14 protein-coding genes are annotated in these 15721 nt (G+C 69.4%); 8 read left to right on the plus strand and 6 right to left on the minus strand.

What is annotated here, in order from left to right; all coding sequences use genetic code 11:
* Positions 1 to 37: 37 nt before the first annotated feature.
* On the minus strand, positions 38 to 1312 hold the full coding sequence (purD, locus tag FHS00_RS08785) for a phosphoribosylamine--glycine ligase (RefSeq protein WP_183471924.1): 1275 nt from the start codon (positions 1310 to 1312) through the stop codon (positions 38 to 40).
* A 179-nt stretch (positions 1313 to 1491) separates the two neighbouring features.
* Between purD and FHS00_RS08790 the strand changes: the two genes are divergently transcribed.
* Positions 1492 to 1857, plus strand: coding sequence for a hypothetical protein (locus FHS00_RS08790; protein WP_183471926.1), 366 nt, complete (start codon positions 1492 to 1494; stop codon positions 1855 to 1857).
* A gap of 40 nt (positions 1858 to 1897) precedes the next feature.
* Entirely contained in the window at positions 1898 to 3442 is a 1545-nt protein-coding gene (gene xseA / locus FHS00_RS08795) for an exodeoxyribonuclease VII large subunit (RefSeq protein ID WP_183471928.1), read from the plus strand.
* Here the strand turns inward: xseA and FHS00_RS08800 are convergent.
* Together FHS00_RS08800 and FHS00_RS08805 are read right to left on the minus strand one after the other, a co-directional pair.
* On the minus strand, positions 3439 to 3837 hold the full coding sequence (locus tag FHS00_RS08800) for a hypothetical protein (protein WP_183471930.1): 399 nt from the start codon (positions 3835 to 3837) through the stop codon (positions 3439 to 3441). The genes xseA and FHS00_RS08800 overlap by 4 nt on opposite strands.
* 11 nt (positions 3838 to 3848) lie before the next feature.
* On the minus strand, positions 3849 to 4895 hold the full coding sequence (locus FHS00_RS08805; protein WP_183471932.1) for an alkane 1-monooxygenase: 1047 nt from the start codon (positions 4893 to 4895) through the stop codon (positions 3849 to 3851).
* 118 nt (positions 4896 to 5013) lie between these two features.
* On the opposite strand from FHS00_RS08805, the gene ftsY reads away from it, so the two are divergent.
* Positions 5014 to 6237, plus strand: a complete 1224-nt coding sequence (gene ftsY, locus FHS00_RS08810) for a signal recognition particle-docking protein FtsY (protein WP_183471934.1) — start codon at positions 5014 to 5016, stop codon at positions 6235 to 6237.
* Here ftsY and FHS00_RS08815 read toward each other — a convergent pair.
* Positions 6234 to 6719: an MgtC/SapB family protein gene (locus FHS00_RS08815; protein ID WP_183471936.1), complete on the minus strand. Its 486-nt coding sequence runs from the start codon at positions 6717 to 6719 to the stop codon at positions 6234 to 6236. The genes ftsY and FHS00_RS08815 overlap by 4 nt on opposite strands.
* Before the next feature lie 152 nt (positions 6720 to 6871).
* On the opposite strand from FHS00_RS08815, the gene FHS00_RS08820 reads away from it, so the two are divergent.
* On the plus strand, positions 6872 to 7483 hold the full coding sequence (locus FHS00_RS08820) for an inner membrane-spanning protein YciB (RefSeq protein ID WP_183471938.1): 612 nt from the start codon (positions 6872 to 6874) through the stop codon (positions 7481 to 7483).
* A gap of 5 nt (positions 7484 to 7488) precedes the next feature.
* On the opposite strand, the gene FHS00_RS08825 is transcribed toward FHS00_RS08820, so the two are convergent.
* A complete protein-coding gene (locus FHS00_RS08825; RefSeq protein WP_183471940.1) occupies positions 7489 to 8190 on the minus strand; it encodes a glutathione S-transferase N-terminal domain-containing protein in 702 nt (233 codons plus the stop codon).
* Between the two features lie 160 nt (positions 8191 to 8350).
* On the opposite strand from FHS00_RS08825, the gene metZ reads away from it, so the two are divergent.
* The 4 genes from metZ (at position 8351) to FHS00_RS08845 (ending at position 13920) form a co-directional block, all read left to right on the plus strand.
* Positions 8351 to 9526 (plus strand): O-succinylhomoserine sulfhydrylase, encoded by a 1176-nt coding sequence (gene metZ / locus FHS00_RS08830; RefSeq protein WP_183471942.1) that lies wholly within the window; start codon positions 8351 to 8353, stop codon positions 9524 to 9526.
* A 108-nt stretch (positions 9527 to 9634) separates the two neighbouring features.
* Positions 9635 to 10759 carry a GTP cyclohydrolase FolE2 gene (gene folE2 / locus FHS00_RS08835; protein ID WP_183471944.1) on the plus strand — a complete coding sequence of 375 codons (1125 nt, stop codon included), beginning with the start codon at positions 9635 to 9637 and terminating at the stop codon, positions 10757 to 10759.
* An 87-nt stretch (positions 10760 to 10846) separates the two neighbouring features.
* Positions 10847 to 12295 (plus strand): TrkH family potassium uptake protein, encoded by a 1449-nt coding sequence (locus tag FHS00_RS08840; protein WP_183471947.1) that lies wholly within the window; start codon positions 10847 to 10849, stop codon positions 12293 to 12295.
* A 50-nt stretch (positions 12296 to 12345) separates the two neighbouring features.
* Positions 12346 to 13920 (plus strand): thiamine pyrophosphate-dependent enzyme, encoded by a 1575-nt coding sequence (locus FHS00_RS08845; protein ID WP_343064596.1) that lies wholly within the window; start codon positions 12346 to 12348, stop codon positions 13918 to 13920.
* A gap of 3 nt (positions 13921 to 13923) precedes the next feature.
* On the opposite strand, the gene FHS00_RS08850 is transcribed toward FHS00_RS08845, so the two are convergent.
* Complete coding sequence (locus FHS00_RS08850; protein ID WP_183471951.1) at positions 13924 to 15672, minus strand: serine protease; 1749 nt, start codon at positions 15670 to 15672, stop codon at positions 13924 to 13926.
* Positions 15673 to 15721 lie beyond the last annotated feature (49 nt).

The following is a 15721-nucleotide window of genomic DNA, read 5'->3' on the forward strand; positions in this document are numbered from 1 at the left end:
CGCCATTCCCTTGCTGACGCCACCACAGACGCCGTGTTCAGCCCTTCTGAGGCAGGGCTCGCCAGCCGATGTCGCTGCGGCAGAACCCTTCCGGCCAATCGATCGCCTCGACCATCGCGTAGGCGGCATCGCGGGCCTCGGCCAATGTCGCGCCGCGCGTGGTGAAGTTGAGAACCCGGCCGCCATTGGCGACGATGCCGCCTTCCCTGGCCTTCGTGCCAGCATGGAACACCATCGCCGAAGAGCTTGCCTCGAGCGCGTCGAGCCCGCGAATCTCCGACCCCTTCTCGTAGCTGCCCGGATAGCCCTTGGCCGCCATCACCACGGTCAGCGCGTGGTCATCGGCCCATTGCGCCTCGACCGCGCCAAGTCGCCCCTCGGCGCAGGCCTGGATCAGGTCGAGCGCCTGGCCGCCAAGCCGCATCATCAGCACCTGGCACTCCGGATCGCCGAAGCGGACGTTGTATTCCACGAGGCGCGGCTGGCCGTGATGGATCATCAGCCCGGCATAGAGCACGCCGCGATAGGGAGTGCCGCGCTTCGCCATCTCGCGCATGGTGGGGCGGATGATCTCGTCGAGCGCCTTCCGCGCCACCTGCGAATCGAGGATCGGCGCCGGGGAGTAGGCGCCCATGCCGCCGGTATTGGGGCCGGTGTCGCCGTCGCCGACGCGCTTGTGGTCTTGCGCGGTGCCGATCGGCAGCACTTCCTCGCCATCCACGAGCACGAAGTAGCTGGCTTCCTCGCCCTCCATGAACTCCTCGATCACCACCTCGGAGCCGGCGGCCCCGAACTCGCCGCCGAACATGTGCTCGAGCGCGCGCACCGCCTCGTCGCGCTCGGTCGCCACCACAACGCCCTTGCCCGCGGCCAAGCCGTCGGCCTTGATCACGATCGGCATCGGCTGGCGGGCGAGATAGGCCCGCGCCGCCTCCAGATCGGTGAAATGGGCGTAGCCGGCAGTGGGCGCTCCGGCGGCGTCGCAGATCGCCTTGGTGAAGCTTTTGGAGCTTTCGAGCCGGGCGGCCTCGGCGGAGGGGCCGAACACGGTCAGCCCGGCGGCGCGGCAGGTATCGGCGACACCGGCGGCCAGCGGCGCCTCGGGGCCGATGATGATCAGGTCGATCGCTTGCTCGGCCGCGAAACCCGCCACGGCGTCGCCGTCGAGAATGTCGAGATCGGCGCATTCCGCGATGGACGCGATGCCGGCATTGCCCGGGGCCACGATCAGTCGGTCGCATTTCGGGTTCTGCATCACCGCCCAGGCGATGGCATGTTCGCGTCCGCCGGACCCGAGGATGAGGATGTTCATGTCGCGTCTCCCGCAGAGCTTGCCGTTGCGGCCGCTTCTAAGCGGGCGCGCCCCGGGGGGCAATGATGTGGCCCATCTGCCATGGCCGGCGGCGTCTCCTTGGCCCGATTGCCCCGAACCCACTGGCCGGGTGAGATCTCACATGTCATGCAACCCGAGGTTTAATTGGAGTTAACATTATGCAACGACGTCATTTTCTCGCCGCAATTCCGTTCGCCCTGGGCTTCGGTGCCAAGGGCGCGCTGGCGCAGGACGACCCGCTCGGTGCGATCTTCATGCAGCTGCCCGCCCAGATCCGCCGCGACCTGCAGGAGGAGCTGAGCTGGGGTGGCTTCTACGAGGGGGCGCTCGACGCCGCCTGGGGGCCGGGCACGCGCCGCGGCGCGATCGAGGCCGCGCAGTTCCTGCCGCAGAATTCGCGCGGCCGCATCCAGCCCGATCTGAGCAGCGTCGCCGGGGCGCAGCGCTTCATGACCGGCCTGGCCCGCAAGGAGTATTCCGCCTGGCTCTATGGTGAGGGCGAGGAGAACGACACCGGCCTCTGACCCCGTTGCCCCGTCGCGCGGCGTGGTGCAGTTAGGGGGCATGGACCTCTTCGAAGACGACGCGCCCGAGCGGGGCGGCAACGCGCATGAGTTCACCGTCTCCGAGATCTCGGGGGCGGTGAAGAAGACCATCGAGGGCGAGTTCGGCCATGTCCGCGTGCGCGGTGAGGTCGGTCGCGTCACCGTGGCACGCACCGGCCACATGTATTTCGACCTCAAGGATGACCGTTCGGTGCTCGCCAGCGTGAGCTGGAAGGGCCAGGTCGCCAAGCTCACCCACCGCCCCGAGGAGGGCATGGAGGTCATCGCCACCGGCCGGATGACGACCTTCGGACCGCAGTCACGATATCAGCTCAATGTTGAGGACGTGGTGCCGGCGGGGGCCGGCGCGTTGATGGCGATGCTGGAAAAGCGGCGGCAGGCGCTCGCCGCCGAGGGGCTCTTCGACGCGGGGCGCAAGCAGCCCATTCCCTACCTGCCGGAGATCATCGGTGTCGTGACCTCGCCCACCGGCGCGGTGATCCGCGATATCCTGCACCGGCTGCGCGACCGCTTTCCGCGCAAGGTGCTGGTCTGGCCGGTGGCGGTGCAGGGCAAATCCTCGGCGGCCGAGGTGGCCGCCGCCATCCGCGGCTTCAACGCGATGACCCCGGGCGGCGCGCTGCCGCGCCCCGACCTGCTGATCGTCGCGCGTGGCGGCGGTTCGATCGAGGATCTGTGGGGCTTCAACGAGGAGATCGTGGTCCGCGCCGCCGCCGAAAGCGCGATCCCTCTGATCTCGGCGGTGGGGCACGAAACCGATACCACGCTGATCGACCATGCGAGCGACCGGCGCGCGCCGACCCCCACCGCCGCCGCCGAGATGGCGGTTCCGGTGCGTTCCGAGCTTCAGGCCACGGTCGCCCAGTTCGGCGCGCGGCTGGGCCAGTGCTCGCGTGCGGGGCTCGACCGGCGCGCGGAACGGCTGCGCGATCTTGCCCGCGGGCTGCCGCGCATGGATGCGCTGCTCGCGCCGTATCAGCAGCGGTTCGACGCGGTCGAAACCCGGTTGCCGGGCGCGCTTCGCGGCGCGATCTCGGCCAAGCGGATCGAACTCTCCGAGCACCCGCTGCGCCCCGGTCTCGTCATGCGGCCCTTGGAGCGGAGCCGCGACCGTCTGGCCGCTGTGGCAGCGCGGCTGCCCGGCGCGCATCAATCGGGCCTCGCGCAGAAACGGCTGCGGCTGACCGGGCTGCGGCTCAATCCGGGCGCACTCGACGCAGCATTGAAGCGGGAGCGGCGCGATTTCGACCGGTTGGCGGCGCGGCTGCGCCCGGAGCTGGTGCTCGACCGGGTGGGCCGGCTGCGCGAGCGGCTCGCCGCGCTGGAGCGGCTGCGCGGCACGCTGGGCTACGAGGCGACGCTGGCGCGTGGATATGCGGTGGTGCGCGGCGACGGCCATGTCGTGACCGACCGCGCTTCGGCGCAGGCCGCGACCTCGCTGGAGATCGAGTTCAGAGACGGGCGGATGCAGGTCGGCCCGGCCTCTGCCAAGCCGCGCCGCGCCACGGTGACCACCCCACCCGAACAGGGGACGTTGCTCTAGACGCCGACCTCGGGCTGGCAGGAAAGCGGCGTCTCGCTGTCGCCGGTCTCGTAGATCTGCGGCTGCGCGGGATCGTTGAGGAACTCGGCCACGATCCGCCCTGCCTCGTCGTAGAAGCGCCAGCATTCCGGGCCGGTGCCATCCTCGTAGGCAAAGCAGATCGCCCCGGCATTGGGATACCATTCGCCGTCGAGACAACGCCCGTCGAGGAACGACCAAGTCACCTGCCGGTCTGGACCGTAATGCTCCATGCCATAGGGGGCGCCGCCGCTGCGGTAGGTGAGCGTGCGGCCGGTCACCCGCTCCGCGAATGCCTCGGCGTCGAGCGGCACGCGCTCCTGCGCGGCGGCGGGCAGGGCGATCAGCAGCGTGAGGGCGAGGCGGAGCAAAACCATGTCCCAGCCTTTCATTCCGCAGCCTGTCCCGCCAGCCCTTCCATGCGCCCTGCGCGCCATTCCGCCACGCGCGGGTCCATGACGCGTCGCCACATCCGTGGCCAGAGTGCCAGGCAGGCCATTACCGGCAGCGACCGCGGCAGCATGGGCGCCGCCTCGGGCAGTTCGAGCGCCGGGTAGGGCCGCATCGGCCGCGCGTGGTGGTCCGAGTGGCGCGGCGCGTTCAGCATCATCCAGGACGAAACCGGATGCGGACTGTTCCAGCTATGGCGCGCGCCCACCGGTTCGAGTCTACCGTCGGGGCGCCGGACGCGCTCCAGCCCGTAATGCTGCACGTAATCGGACAGCAGAAGCTGGACCTGCGCGAAGCTCGCCAGGGCCAGATGCGCGGCGATCCCGCGCCCACCCCCGATCAACGCCGATACTGCCAGCGCCAGCGCGGTGCCACCTGCATAGGCGGCGTAGGGATGGAGGCCTTGTCCCTTCCGCCGCACGCGCTCGGCCATGAAACCCTCGCGAAAACCGCCGCGCCAGGCCCTCAGCGCGTAGCGCCAGAACCCCTCACCGCGCCTGGCGGTGGCGGGGTCCTCGCGGGTCGCCACCCGAACGTGATGGACCAGCGGATGGGCCGAGGCGTGATGGCCGAACAACAGCGAGGCGTAGACGGCGACGCCGAGCCGGCGCGCGCCGCGCCCGCTGCGATGGATCAGTTCATGGGCATTGGCGTTGCTCACCTGCCCGAGCCAGAGACCGGCGGCGGCGAAGAGGCCTGCCTTTTCCGCCGGGCCGAGCCAGCCATGCGAGAGGGCCGCCACCGTCGCCGCGAGCAGCGCGAAATGGGCGAGGCCGATGATGCCTGACAGGAGGCCGGAGGCGGGAAACTCGACCCCCAACCGGGGCGGCGCGAGCCGTGCCCCGATCTCGTCAAGCAGGGCGGTGAGCAGCGTCATCGCCAGCACCGCGGCCAAGGCCCAGGCACCACCCCAGATGGTCGCCGCACCGGTCAGCAGCAGGGGCGACAGCGTGGCCGTGGCAAAGGCGAGCGAGGCAGGCGACATGGGCGATTCCCGGGGCAGGGCACTGGCGCCATCCTCGCGCGGCCCGCCCTCCCTTTCCAAGACCCCCTGCAAGGGTTAGGTGAAAGGGACCAGACGCGACAGCAGGACCGGACGGCGCATGTCCTTTTTCGGAAAACTCAAGGATCGGCTCTTCACCTCCTCCTCCAAGCTCGATCGTGGGCTCGAGGAGATCGTCGAGGAGGGGGCGGAGGCCACAGGGCCCGCCGAGACGGCAGCCGAGCCGTCCCCCGAACCGGTTTCCGAGCCAGCGCCCGAGGCCCGGCCAGAGCCCAGCGCCCCGGCCGGACCCCGTCCAGCAACGCCCGATGCCGAACCGCCGGTCGCGCCGCCGGTCACTCCGGGCATGCCCGCCGCGCCGGTGACGCCGCCCGCGCCGCCGGTGCGCGAGCAGCCCGCGCCCGAACCCGTGCCAGAGCCGGCACCGCAGAAGCCCGGCCTGATCGGTCGCCTGTTCGGCCGGGGTGAGACGGCGGCACCGCGCCGCGAGCTTGACGACGCGATGCTCGAGCGGCTCGAGGAGCTGTTGATCCAGTCCGACATGGGGGTGGAGACGGCGCTGCGCGTCACCGCCAACATCGCCGAGGGGCGGATGGGCCGGAAGCTGTCGGTGCCCGAGATCAAGGACCTGCTCGCCGCCGAGATCGCCCGGATCATGGAGCCGGTGGCCAAGCCGATGCCGATTTATGCCAAGACGCCGCAGGTGGTGCTGGTGGTGGGCGTCAACGGTTCGGGAAAGACCACGACCATCGGCAAGCTCGCGAGCCAGTTCCGCGAGGCCGGCAAGTCGGTGGTGATCGCCGCGGGTGACACCTTCCGCGCCGCCGCCGTCGAGCAGCTGCAGATCTGGGGCGACCGCGCCGGCGTGCCGGTGATGACCGCGCCGCAGGGCACCGATCCGGCGAGCCTCGCTTTCGATGCTATGACCAAGGCGCAGGCGGAGGGTGCGGACCTCTTGCTGATCGACACCGCTGGACGGCTGCAGAACCGGCAGGACCTAATGGAGGAACTGTCGAAGATCGTCCGTGTCATCCGCAAAAAGGACCCCGATGCGCCGCACAACACGCTTCTCGTGCTCGACGCCACAACGGGCCAGAACGCGTTGAGCCAGGTCGAGATCTTCCGCAATATTGCCGATGTCTCGGGTCTCGTGATGACCAAGCTCGACGGCACGGCCCGTGGCGGCGTGCTGGTGGCGCTGGCGGACCGTTTCGGCCTGCCGATCCATGCGATCGGCGTGGGCGAGCAGATCGACGATCTCGCGCCGTTCGATCCCGAGGATTTCGCGCGCGCGCTGACCGGGGCGGAAGGCGAGCTCGCCTAATCGTGCCAGCCGAGCATCCGCTCGACTTCGCGCAGCAGCATCAGCACCACCACCACCATCAGGCTCGCCATCGCCGCGAGAGGGATCTGACCCGCGCCGCATCCGAGGCCCACGGCCCCGGCGAGCCATAGCGACGCGCCGGTGGTGATGTTGCGCACCTCGCCGCGCGCCGTGAAGATGATCCCGGCGGCGAGGAAGGCCACCCCCGAGGTCACCGCCTCGATCAGGCGCAGCGGGTCGATCCGCTTGTCGTCAGTGCCGCCGAAATCGAGCTGCGTGACCTCCTGCCCCAGCATCACGAAGAGCGAGGCTGCCAGCCCGACGAGGATATGGGTGCGCAGGCCCGCGGGCTTGCCTCGCCATTCGCGCTCCACCCCGATCAGCCCGGCCAGAACGATGGCCGCCATCAGCCGCATCGCCGCGACCCATGGGCCGGTGGCGCGGAACCCGGTGGAGAGATCGGCCTGCAGGGCTTCGAGCATGGGTTTCGGGTCTCCCTGACGTTTTCGTGACAACGGCGAGGGCGGCTCGACTGTTCCTGCATCGGCGAGACTGGCTTCGCGGCCTCCGAACACCTATGTCTGGCCCCGACCGGCTCTGATGCGCCGGGCAGCCGGACGAGGGGACCGCAGGCATGGCGAAACGCGACATCAATCCTTGGCTCAAGCAGGCGCTCGAGCTGGGCCCGACGCTGGCCTTCTTCCTTGTCTATCTCAGGCTCAAGGACGGCAGCTTCGTGATTGCGGGGACCGAGTATTCGGGCTTCATCCTCGCCACGCTGATCTTCATCCCGATCCTGCTCGCCGCGATGGGGGCGCTCTGGGCGCTGACCGGGGCATTGAGCCGGATGCAGGTGTTCACCGCCTTCATGGTGATCTTCTTCGGCGGGCTGACCGCCTGGTTCAACGACGAGCGGTTCTTCATGATGAAGACCACCATCGTCTACGGCCTGTTCGCGGCAATCCTCGTGACCGGGCTGGTGCTGAAGAAGAGCTGGCTCGAATGGGTGATGGGCGAGGCACTGCCGATGCGCCACGAGGGCTGGATGCTGCTCACCCGCCGGCTCGCCGCGATGTTCGCGCTTCTGGCCGTCGCCAACGAGATCGTCTGGCGCACCCAATCCGAAGAGCTTTGGGTCAAGATCGAGACCTTCGCCTTCCCCGCGGCGCTGTTCCTGTTCCTCTGGCTGCAGATCGCGAGCCTGCAGCGCTACATGATCGAGCCCGAGGGCAAGGCCGAGGGCTGAGGCCCTCAGCGACGCCCGAAGAGATGCGCCTGTTGGTCACGGTTCGCCGTGCCCTGGCGCAACTCGAGATGCAGCGCCACGCCGCGCGCCACGGCCGGGCGCGCCTCGAGCGTCTCCAGCCAGCGGCGCATGTTCGGAAACGCCTCGATCTGCTGCTCCTGGCGCTGCCACAGCCGCGCCCACGGAAAGATCGCCATGTCGGCGATGCTGTAATCGCCGCCCGCGACGTATTCATGCGTGGCCAGCTGGCGATCGAGCACGCCGTAAAGGCGCGCGACCTCATCCCGATATCGGTCCTTTGCATAGGGAATGTCCTGCGGCGGCGTCATGCCCGGAGCGTAATGCAGGAAGTGATGCGCCTGGCCGGCCATCGGGCCCAAGCCTCCCATCTGCCACATCAGCCACTGATCGACGTCGATGCGGTCGCGCTCGGTCGCGCCGCAGAAGCGGCCGGTCTTGTGGGCCAGGTATTGCAGGATCGCGCCGCTTTCGAAGATCGAGATCGGCGCGCCGTCGGGCCCCTCCGGATCGGTGATCGCCGGCATCCGCCCGTTGGGCGAGATCGCGAGAAACTCCGGGCGCTTTTGCTCGCCCGCGCCGATATTCACCAGCCGCACCCGGTAGGGCAGGCCCATCTCCTCGAGCGCGATCGACACCTTCCAGCCATTCGGGGTGGGCCAGTAATGCAGGTCAATCGGGGCGGTCATGTCTGCGGTCCTCCTGTGGCGACGGGCGGAGCCTGACCGCGCACCGCGCCCGATGCAAGCGTGGCCCGCGCTTGACCGAAACCGGGCCGGGGGCTATCGCGGCAGGGAACTGCGGCGCCGGTCACCGCCGGCCAAGACAATTAGGCCCGGAGGCCCCGACATGACCGAGTATCGCAAGCGCACCCGCGCCGTCCACGCCGGCTCCCGCCGCAGCCAGTATGGCGAGGTGAGCGAGGCGATCTATATGACGCAGGGCTTCGTCTACGAGACCGCTGAAGCCGCCGAGCAGCGCTTCGTCAAGATCGAGGGCGACGAGTTCATCTACGCCCGCTACGGCAACCCGACCGTCAAGATGTTCGAGGACCGGCTCGCCTCGCTGGAGGGCGCCGAGGCCGCCTTCGCCTGCGCCTCCGGCATGGCCGCCGTCAACGGCGCGCTGACCTCGATGCTCCGGGCGGGCGACCACGTGGTGTCGAGCCGGGCGCTGTTCGGCTCCTGCCTCTATATCCTTGAGGAGATCCTGCCGCGCTACGGTGTCGAGGTGAGCTTCGTCGACGGCAAGAACCTCGAAGAATGGAAGGCGGCGATCCGCGCCGACACCAAGGCCGTTTTCTTCGAAAGCGTGTCGAACCCCGCGCTCGAGGTGGTCGACATCGCCGCCGTGTCCGAGCTGGCCCACGCGGTCGGCGCCAAGGTGGTCTGCGACAACGTTTTTGCCACGCCGGTCTATTCGGATGCGATCGCCCAAGGGGCCGATGTCGTCGTCTATTCCGCGACCAAGCATATCGACGGGCAGGGCCGGGCGCTGGGCGGCGTGATCCTGGGCACCGAGGAGCATATTCGCGGCGTGGTCGAGCCCTACATGAAGCATACCGGCGGCTCGCTCTCGCCCTTCAGCGCATGGCTGATGCTCAAGGGGCTGGAGACGATCGAGCTGCGGGTGAAGGCGCAGGCGGAAAGCGCGCAACGCATCGCCGAGGCGCTGTCGCGCGAAGACAAGCTGGCGCATGTCGCCTATCCGGGCCTGCCCGCGCATCCCCAGCATGATCTGGCAATGCGGCAGATGGGGGCTGGCGGCACCGTCGTGGTGTTCGACGCGGGAAGCCGCGAAGCGGCCTTCCGGCTCTTGAACGCGCTCGACATCGTCATCATCTCCAATAACCTCGGCGACGCGAAATCGATCGCGACGCATCCCGCCTCGACCACGCATCAGAGGCTGCCAGAGGCCCAAAAGGCGGCGCTCGGTATCACGCCGGGGCTGATCCGGCTTTCGGTCGGGCTCGAGGATGCCGAGGATCTGATCGAGGATCTGCGGCAAGCTATTGGTGAAATGTGAATTTTGTCTGAAACTGGGCGAAAATGGCTTGACGAAAAGGCTAAGTCTCCCCTCACTATAGGTATAGAAAACTATACTTAAGTAACAGCGCCGCCGGAGGACCCCATCGTGACCAAAGCCACACGTGACCTGCATCGCCCGGCGGCGGCCGTCCAATCTGACGCGCCCGACCGCGCCGATGCGGCGGCGGCGCTGCGCCTCCTGCGCGAATGGGCCGCCACGGCCAGCCCCGAGGAAGTGGCCACGCTCGACCCGCTGGTCGGGCGCCTTCTGCCAGGGCAGGAGCTGTCGAACTATCCCGCGCTGGGCCGTGCCTATCCCGAGGATTTCGTCGTCGATGACGACTACCGCGCGCTGCTGCCGGACCTTCAGAACGGGCCTTCCTCGCTGATCCGCGGGGCGGCGCGGCCGATCCAGCATGTCGGGATCTCGAATTTCCGCCTGCCGATCAAGTTCCACACCCGTGACGGCGGCGATCTCGCGCTCGAGGCCAGCGTGACCGGAACGGTCAGCCTCGAGGCCGAGAAGAAGGGCATCAACATGTCGCGCATCATGCGGTCCTTCTACCGCCATGCCGACAAGACCTTCTCATTCGAGGTGATCGAGGCGGCGCTGGCCGACTACATCGCCGATCTCAAGAGCTTCGACGCCCGTATCCAGATGCGGGTGCGCTTTCCGATGCTGCGCCCATCGCTGCGTTCGGGGCTGGCGGGCTACCAGTATTACGACCTGACGCTGGAGCTGGTGGAGCAGGCCGGTGTGGCCAAGAAGATCCTGCATCTCGACTATGTCTATTCCTCGACCTGCCCCTGCTCGCTGGAACTCAGCGAGCATGCCCGGCAGTATCGCGGCCAGCTCGCCACGCCGCATTCGCAGCGTTCGGTGGCGCGGCTTTCGGTGGTGACCAACCCCGGTCCGGTGCTGTGGTTCGAGGATCTGGTCGAGATGGCCCGCGCGGCGGTGCCCACCGAAACGCAGGTGATGGTCAAGCGCGAGGACGAGCAGGCCTTTGCCGAGCTCAACGCCGCCAACCCGATCTTCGTCGAGGACGCGGCCCGGCTCTTTGCCGAGCAGCTGATGGCGGATCCGCGGATCGGCGATTTCCGGGTGATGGCCAGCCATCAGGAAAGCCTGCACAGCCATGACGCGGTGAGCATGCTGACCGAGGGACCGACCTTCGCCTCCGAGAGCCTCGACCCGCAGCTCTTCGCCAGCCTGCTGCACGCCGGCTGAAGCGGCGGCGCGGCGCGGAAACCACGACGTGGTACCGGGCTGCGCCGCTCGCTTGACAGGGGCGGGGGGCTGGGCCAACGCTCCCGCATGATCGACCTGCGTCCCGTCGGATACGTCAACGGCCTGCTGCTCTCGGTGCTTGGGCTGACCATGCTGGGCCCGATGCTGGCGGATCTCGCGGCTGGCAACGGGCATTGGCCGGTCTTCCTCGAGAGCGCCGTGCTGACGCTGCTGACCGGGATGCTGATGGCGCTGTCGTGCCATAACGGCGTGAAGCCCAAGCTGTCTCTGCGACAGACCTTCCTGCTGACTTCCTCTGTCTGGATCGCGCTGCCGGCCTTCGGCGCGCTGCCTTTCGTGCTCGGCGCCACCGACTCGAGCTTCACCGACGCCTTCTTCGAGGCGATGTCGGGCATCACCACAACCGGGGCGACGGTGCTGACCGGGCTCGAGGAGCTGCCGCGTGGCCTGCTGCTGTGGCGCGGCATCCTGCAGTGGCTGGGCGGCATCGGCATCATCGTCGTCGCGATGGTGTTCCTGCCTGAGCTCAAGGTCGGCGGCATGCAGGTGTTCCGCTCGGAGGCGTTCGAGACGATGGGCAAGATCCTGCCCCGCGCCGCCGAGATCGCCGCCGGCATCGCGGTGATCTATGTCGGGATGACCCTCGCCTGCGCGCTGGCCTACATCGCCACCGGGATGGAGCCATTCGATGCGATGGTGCACGCGATGACCACGCTGTCCACCGGCGGGTTCGCGAATACCGATGCCTCCTTCGGGGCGTATGGGGCGGGACCGCACTATGTCGGCACCCTGTTCATGTTCCTATCGGCGCTGCCCTATGTCCGTTACGTGCAGTTCGCCGCAGGCCAGCCCCGGCCGCTGTTGCGCGACAGTCAGGTGCGGGACTTCTTTCTAACCATCATGGTCTGCGTACTGCTGATCGCGCTGTCGCTGGCCAATTACAGCCACGGCTTCACCGAGATCGCGTTCCGCGAGTCGCTGTTCAACGTGGTCTCGATCATGTCCGGCACCGGCTATGCCAGCGCCGACTACATGACCTGGGGCCCGTTCCCGGTGGCGATGTTCTTCTTCATCGGGCTGATCGGCGGCTGCGCCGGATCGACGGCCTGCTCGGTCAAGATCTTCCGCTACCAGATCCTCTTCGCCTCGATCGCCGCGCAGATCCGCAAGATCCACCAGCCGCATGGCGTCTTCACCCCGCGCTATGACGGGCGGCCGGTGCCGCCGGACGTGCTGTCCTCGGTAATGAGTTTCTTTGTGGTCTTCGTGGTGTCGATCGGCATCACCTCGGTGCTGCTGTCGCTCGCCGGTCTCGACTTCATCACCAGCGTTTCCGGCGCGGCGACGGCGATCGCCAATGTGGGCCCGGGTCTCGGCCCGATCATCGGCCCCGCGGGCAATTTCCAGCCGCTGCCGGATCCTGCCAAGTGGACGCTTACGCTGGCGATGTTCGTGGGACGGCTCGAACTTCTGGTTGTGCTGGTCGTCGTCACCCGCGAGTTCTGGCGTCCATGAGCAGGGCTGGGGCAGGGGCGCCGCCGAGCGCGGGGGAAGACCGGCGGCCGTTGGGCGCGCGGATCGCGCAGGCGCTGGCGGCGCGCGGCGCCGAGGTGCTGTTCGGGATCCCCGGCGTTCACAACCAGGAACTCTATCGCGGTATCGAGGAGGCGGGGCTGCGCCATGTGCTGGCGCGGCACGAGCAGGGCGCGGGCTTCATGGCCGATGGCTATGCGCGCGCCACCGGTCGGCCCGGCATCGCCTGTGTGATCACCGGGCCGGGGCTGTGCAACCTGATGACGCCGCTGGGCCAAAGCTGGTCCGACAGCGTCGCGATACTGGCGCTGTCCTCATGCCTGCCCAATGGCGGCCCGCCGGATCACCGGCTGCACGAGATGCGCGACCAGCGGGGCGCGGCGGCCGCCGTCACCGCCTGGTCCGAGGAGGCGCGCGACGCCGAGCATGCCTATGGTCTGCTCGATCGGGCCTTCGCGGGTTTCGCCGCGCGGCGGCCGCGTCCGGTGCACCTGCAGCTGCCGGTGCCGCTGCTCAAGGCGATGGCGCCGCCACCGCCGCCGCCATCCCGGCCGCAACCGCCCGGGCCGCCCGATGCCGGGCTGGTTTCCCGCGCGGCGCGCATCCTGGGCGAGGCACGTCGTCCGCTGTTGATCCTGGGCGGCGGCGCGCGCCATGCCGCGCCGCAGGCGCGGGCGCTGGCCAAGCGGCTCGGCGCGGCCAGCTTCACCACCATCGCCGGGCGCGGGGTGATCGCACCGGGCGATCCGCTGCATTACGGCTGCTTCCTCGGCCGCCCGGACAGCGCGCGTGAGATCGCCCGTGCAGATGCGGTGCTGGTCGCCGGCTGTACCCTGTCCGAGACCGATCTGTGGCGCGCCGAATGCGGTTTCGACCCGGCGGCGCGGGTGATCCGGCTCGACATCGATCCCGCGATCCTCGCAGCCGACCGCCGCTCTGAGTTGCGGCTGACCGGCGACGCCGCAGCGGGGCTGGGGGCGATGACGGCGGTGCTGGGGGCTGGCGCGCCGCATGGCGACTGGTCGCCGGAGCGGATCGACGCCGCCCGCCGTCGCTGGTTTGCGCAGATCGACGCCGAACGGCCCGGCCTGCTGGCGGTGATCGACGCGCTGCGCGCGGGGCTGCCCTCTGACGCGATGGTCTTTTCGGACATGACGCAGATCGCCTATGCGGCGGTCGAGACATGGCCCGCCGTCGAACCGGGGCTGTGGCACCACCCTTCTGGCTTCGGCACGCTGGGCTATGCGCTGCCCGCCGCGATCGGTGCGAAGATCGGGCGTCCGGACGCACCGGTGGTGGCGCTCGCCGGCGATCACGGGCTGCAATACACGATCTCCGAACTGGGCACGGCGGTCGAGCTGGGCCTGCCGCTGCCGCTGCTGGTCTGGGACAACGCGGCGCTGGGCGAGATCGAGGACAGCATGCGCGCGGCGCAGATCGCGCCCTTCGCCACCCGGGCCCGCAACCCCGACTTCGCGGCGCTGGCCCGCGCATGGGGCGCGCGTGCCGAAACGCCCGACAGCCTCGACGCGATCGGCCCCGCGCTGGAGCGGGCGCTGGCCGCGGACGGGCCAACGCTGATCCGGCTTACCCCCGAGTTGATCTGAGGCTCAGTCCCAGCAGCTGACCAGCGCGGTGATTTCGCCGGCGCGACGGGCCACCGTCTGCACCGTCTGGTCGTCGCGCACCTCGCTGCGCTGCGCCGTGATGCCCTGTGCTTCGAGCGCTGCGACCAGCGTCTCGGCGTCGAGCGCCAGCGCCACGCCTTCGGGCAATACCCGGTCGGCCTGCCGGTCGCCGGGCAGCGTCAGCCCCAGCACCGCGCCGCCCATGTCGAGCACAGGACCACCGGCATCGCCGGGCTGGACGCGCATGTCGAGCCGTCGCAGATCCGCCTCGCCGCCGGGGCCGCGCGTGTCCGCCAGCCGTCCGAAGGTGGCCGCCGCACGCGGCAGCGCACCGCCATAGGGGAAGCCCGCAACCGCCACCTTGTCGCCGATCCGCGGCGCGCCGGTGCGGAAGCTGGCGACGTCGCGCGGCGCGAGTTTCCCGGCCGGGGCCAGCAGCGCGAGCCCGGTGGCCTCGTCCTCAACCAGAACGGTAGCGCCCGACTGCCCGTCGATCGACAGCTCGCCACAACCCTCGACGGTGGCGGCCGCCGTCGCAACGTGGCCCTGTGCATCCACGAAAATGCCTGCTGCCTCGCGCAACGGCCTGCGAACGCGGAGCCCGGCGACCAGATCGACGGAGGGGGCGTCATCGGCGGGCAGGACGGCGGGCTCCAGCGCGCCGGGCAGGGCGCGGAAGCTCGACGCCATCTCGGCCAGCACCCGGCCGCGCCGGCCCTCGTCGCCAGCCGGCCAGATCAGGGCGAAGCCCTTGATTGCGTCGTCGATCAGCGTTGCCTCGACATGGGCGACACGGCTGTCATCGGTGCCCTCGATGACGAAGCTGCGGGATTCGAGGCCGCGCAGCCCATCGGTCGGCACGATCTCGAGCGTCTGAATGATCTCATAGAGCCCAGCCAGCCGCCGCGAGTCCCCCGGCTGCGAGATCAGCAAGACCCGCGCCGCGACGTCGCCCTTGGCGTCGTAATGCACGAAGGGCGGCTCGACGTCGCCGCGTCCGACCAGGGCGGTCGGCATCACCATCTCGATCCCGGCCTCCTCGTCGCGCACCGCCTCAAGGCCGAGCCCTTCGAGCACCGCGTCATAGGCGCCGAGGAGGGCCGCCCGCTGCGAGCTGGTCAGCACGCCGGTCGCCTCGAAGCCGTTCCGCTGCTGCCAATCGGCCATGGCCGAACGGGTGCCGGCCCCGAAGGCGCCGTCGATCGCCGCGTCGTAGACACCGGCCCAGCGCAGTGCCGTCTGAAGCCGCTCGCGCGCCGCCTGATCGAGCGCGGCCTCGGCGGCGCGGGCCTGGGCCAGCGTCTCGCGCGGAGGCTCTGACGTCTCCTCGGCAATTTCCGGCGCTGGCTGCGCCGCCTGTTGCGGGGCGGGGGAGGTGGCTGTTCCTGCACCCGGCGCATCGCCGCGCGCGCCCACCGGCCAGAACCGGCTGCGGTACTGCCCGCCATCGGCGATAAAGGCGTCGCCGGGAATGGCGCCGCTCGACTTGAGCTCCTCGAGCAGGCGCCGCGCCTCGCTCGGGTCATAGGGGCCGAGCGCGATGCCGTACCAGCCCGAGCCGAGCGCGTAGCCCGACACAGCGTCGAAGCGCCCGGCATAGGCGCGGGCGCGGGCCTGCGCCTGGTTCAGGGTCGGGCGCGCCTCGACCTGCAGCCAGACGCCGCCGTCCTGGGCCCAGCCGGCGCCGCTGAAGAAGCCGGAGGCGAGCAGGGCTGCAAGCAGTCGTTTCATGTGAATCGCGCGTCCCGTGGTTCTGGATGTGGCGGGAGAGCATAGCATC

The organism is Limimaricola variabilis (genome assembly GCF_014195545.1).
GTDB classification, from domain to species: domain Bacteria; phylum Pseudomonadota; class Alphaproteobacteria; order Rhodobacterales; family Rhodobacteraceae; genus Limimaricola; species Limimaricola variabilis.

Coding starts and splice junctions, on each gene's coding strand:
- purD (WP_183471924.1), bottom strand. CDS start 1,312: ATGAACATCCTCATCCTCGGGTCCGGCGGACGCGAACATGCCATCGCC.
- FHS00_RS08790 (WP_183471926.1), top strand. CDS start 1,492: ATGCAACGACGTCATTTTCTCGCCGCAATTCCGTTCGCCCTGGGCTTC.
- xseA (WP_183471928.1), top strand. CDS start 1,898: ATGGACCTCTTCGAAGACGACGCGCCCGAGCGGGGCGGCAACGCGCAT.
- FHS00_RS08800 (WP_183471930.1), bottom strand. CDS start 3,837: ATGGTTTTGCTCCGCCTCGCCCTCACGCTGCTGATCGCCCTGCCCGCC.
- FHS00_RS08805 (WP_183471932.1), bottom strand. CDS start 4,895: ATGTCGCCTGCCTCGCTCGCCTTTGCCACGGCCACGCTGTCGCCCCTG.
- ftsY (WP_183471934.1), top strand. CDS start 5,014: ATGTCCTTTTTCGGAAAACTCAAGGATCGGCTCTTCACCTCCTCCTCC.
- FHS00_RS08815 (WP_183471936.1), bottom strand. CDS start 6,719: ATGCTCGAAGCCCTGCAGGCCGATCTCTCCACCGGGTTCCGCGCCACC.
- FHS00_RS08820 (WP_183471938.1), top strand. CDS start 6,872: ATGGCGAAACGCGACATCAATCCTTGGCTCAAGCAGGCGCTCGAGCTG.
- FHS00_RS08825 (WP_183471940.1), bottom strand. CDS start 8,190: ATGACCGCCCCGATTGACCTGCATTACTGGCCCACCCCGAATGGCTGG.
- metZ (WP_183471942.1), top strand. CDS start 8,351: ATGACCGAGTATCGCAAGCGCACCCGCGCCGTCCACGCCGGCTCCCGC.
- FHS00_RS08840 (WP_183471947.1), top strand. CDS start 10,847: ATGATCGACCTGCGTCCCGTCGGATACGTCAACGGCCTGCTGCTCTCG.
- FHS00_RS08850 (WP_183471951.1), bottom strand. CDS start 15,672: ATGAAACGACTGCTTGCAGCCCTGCTCGCCTCCGGCTTCTTCAGCGGC.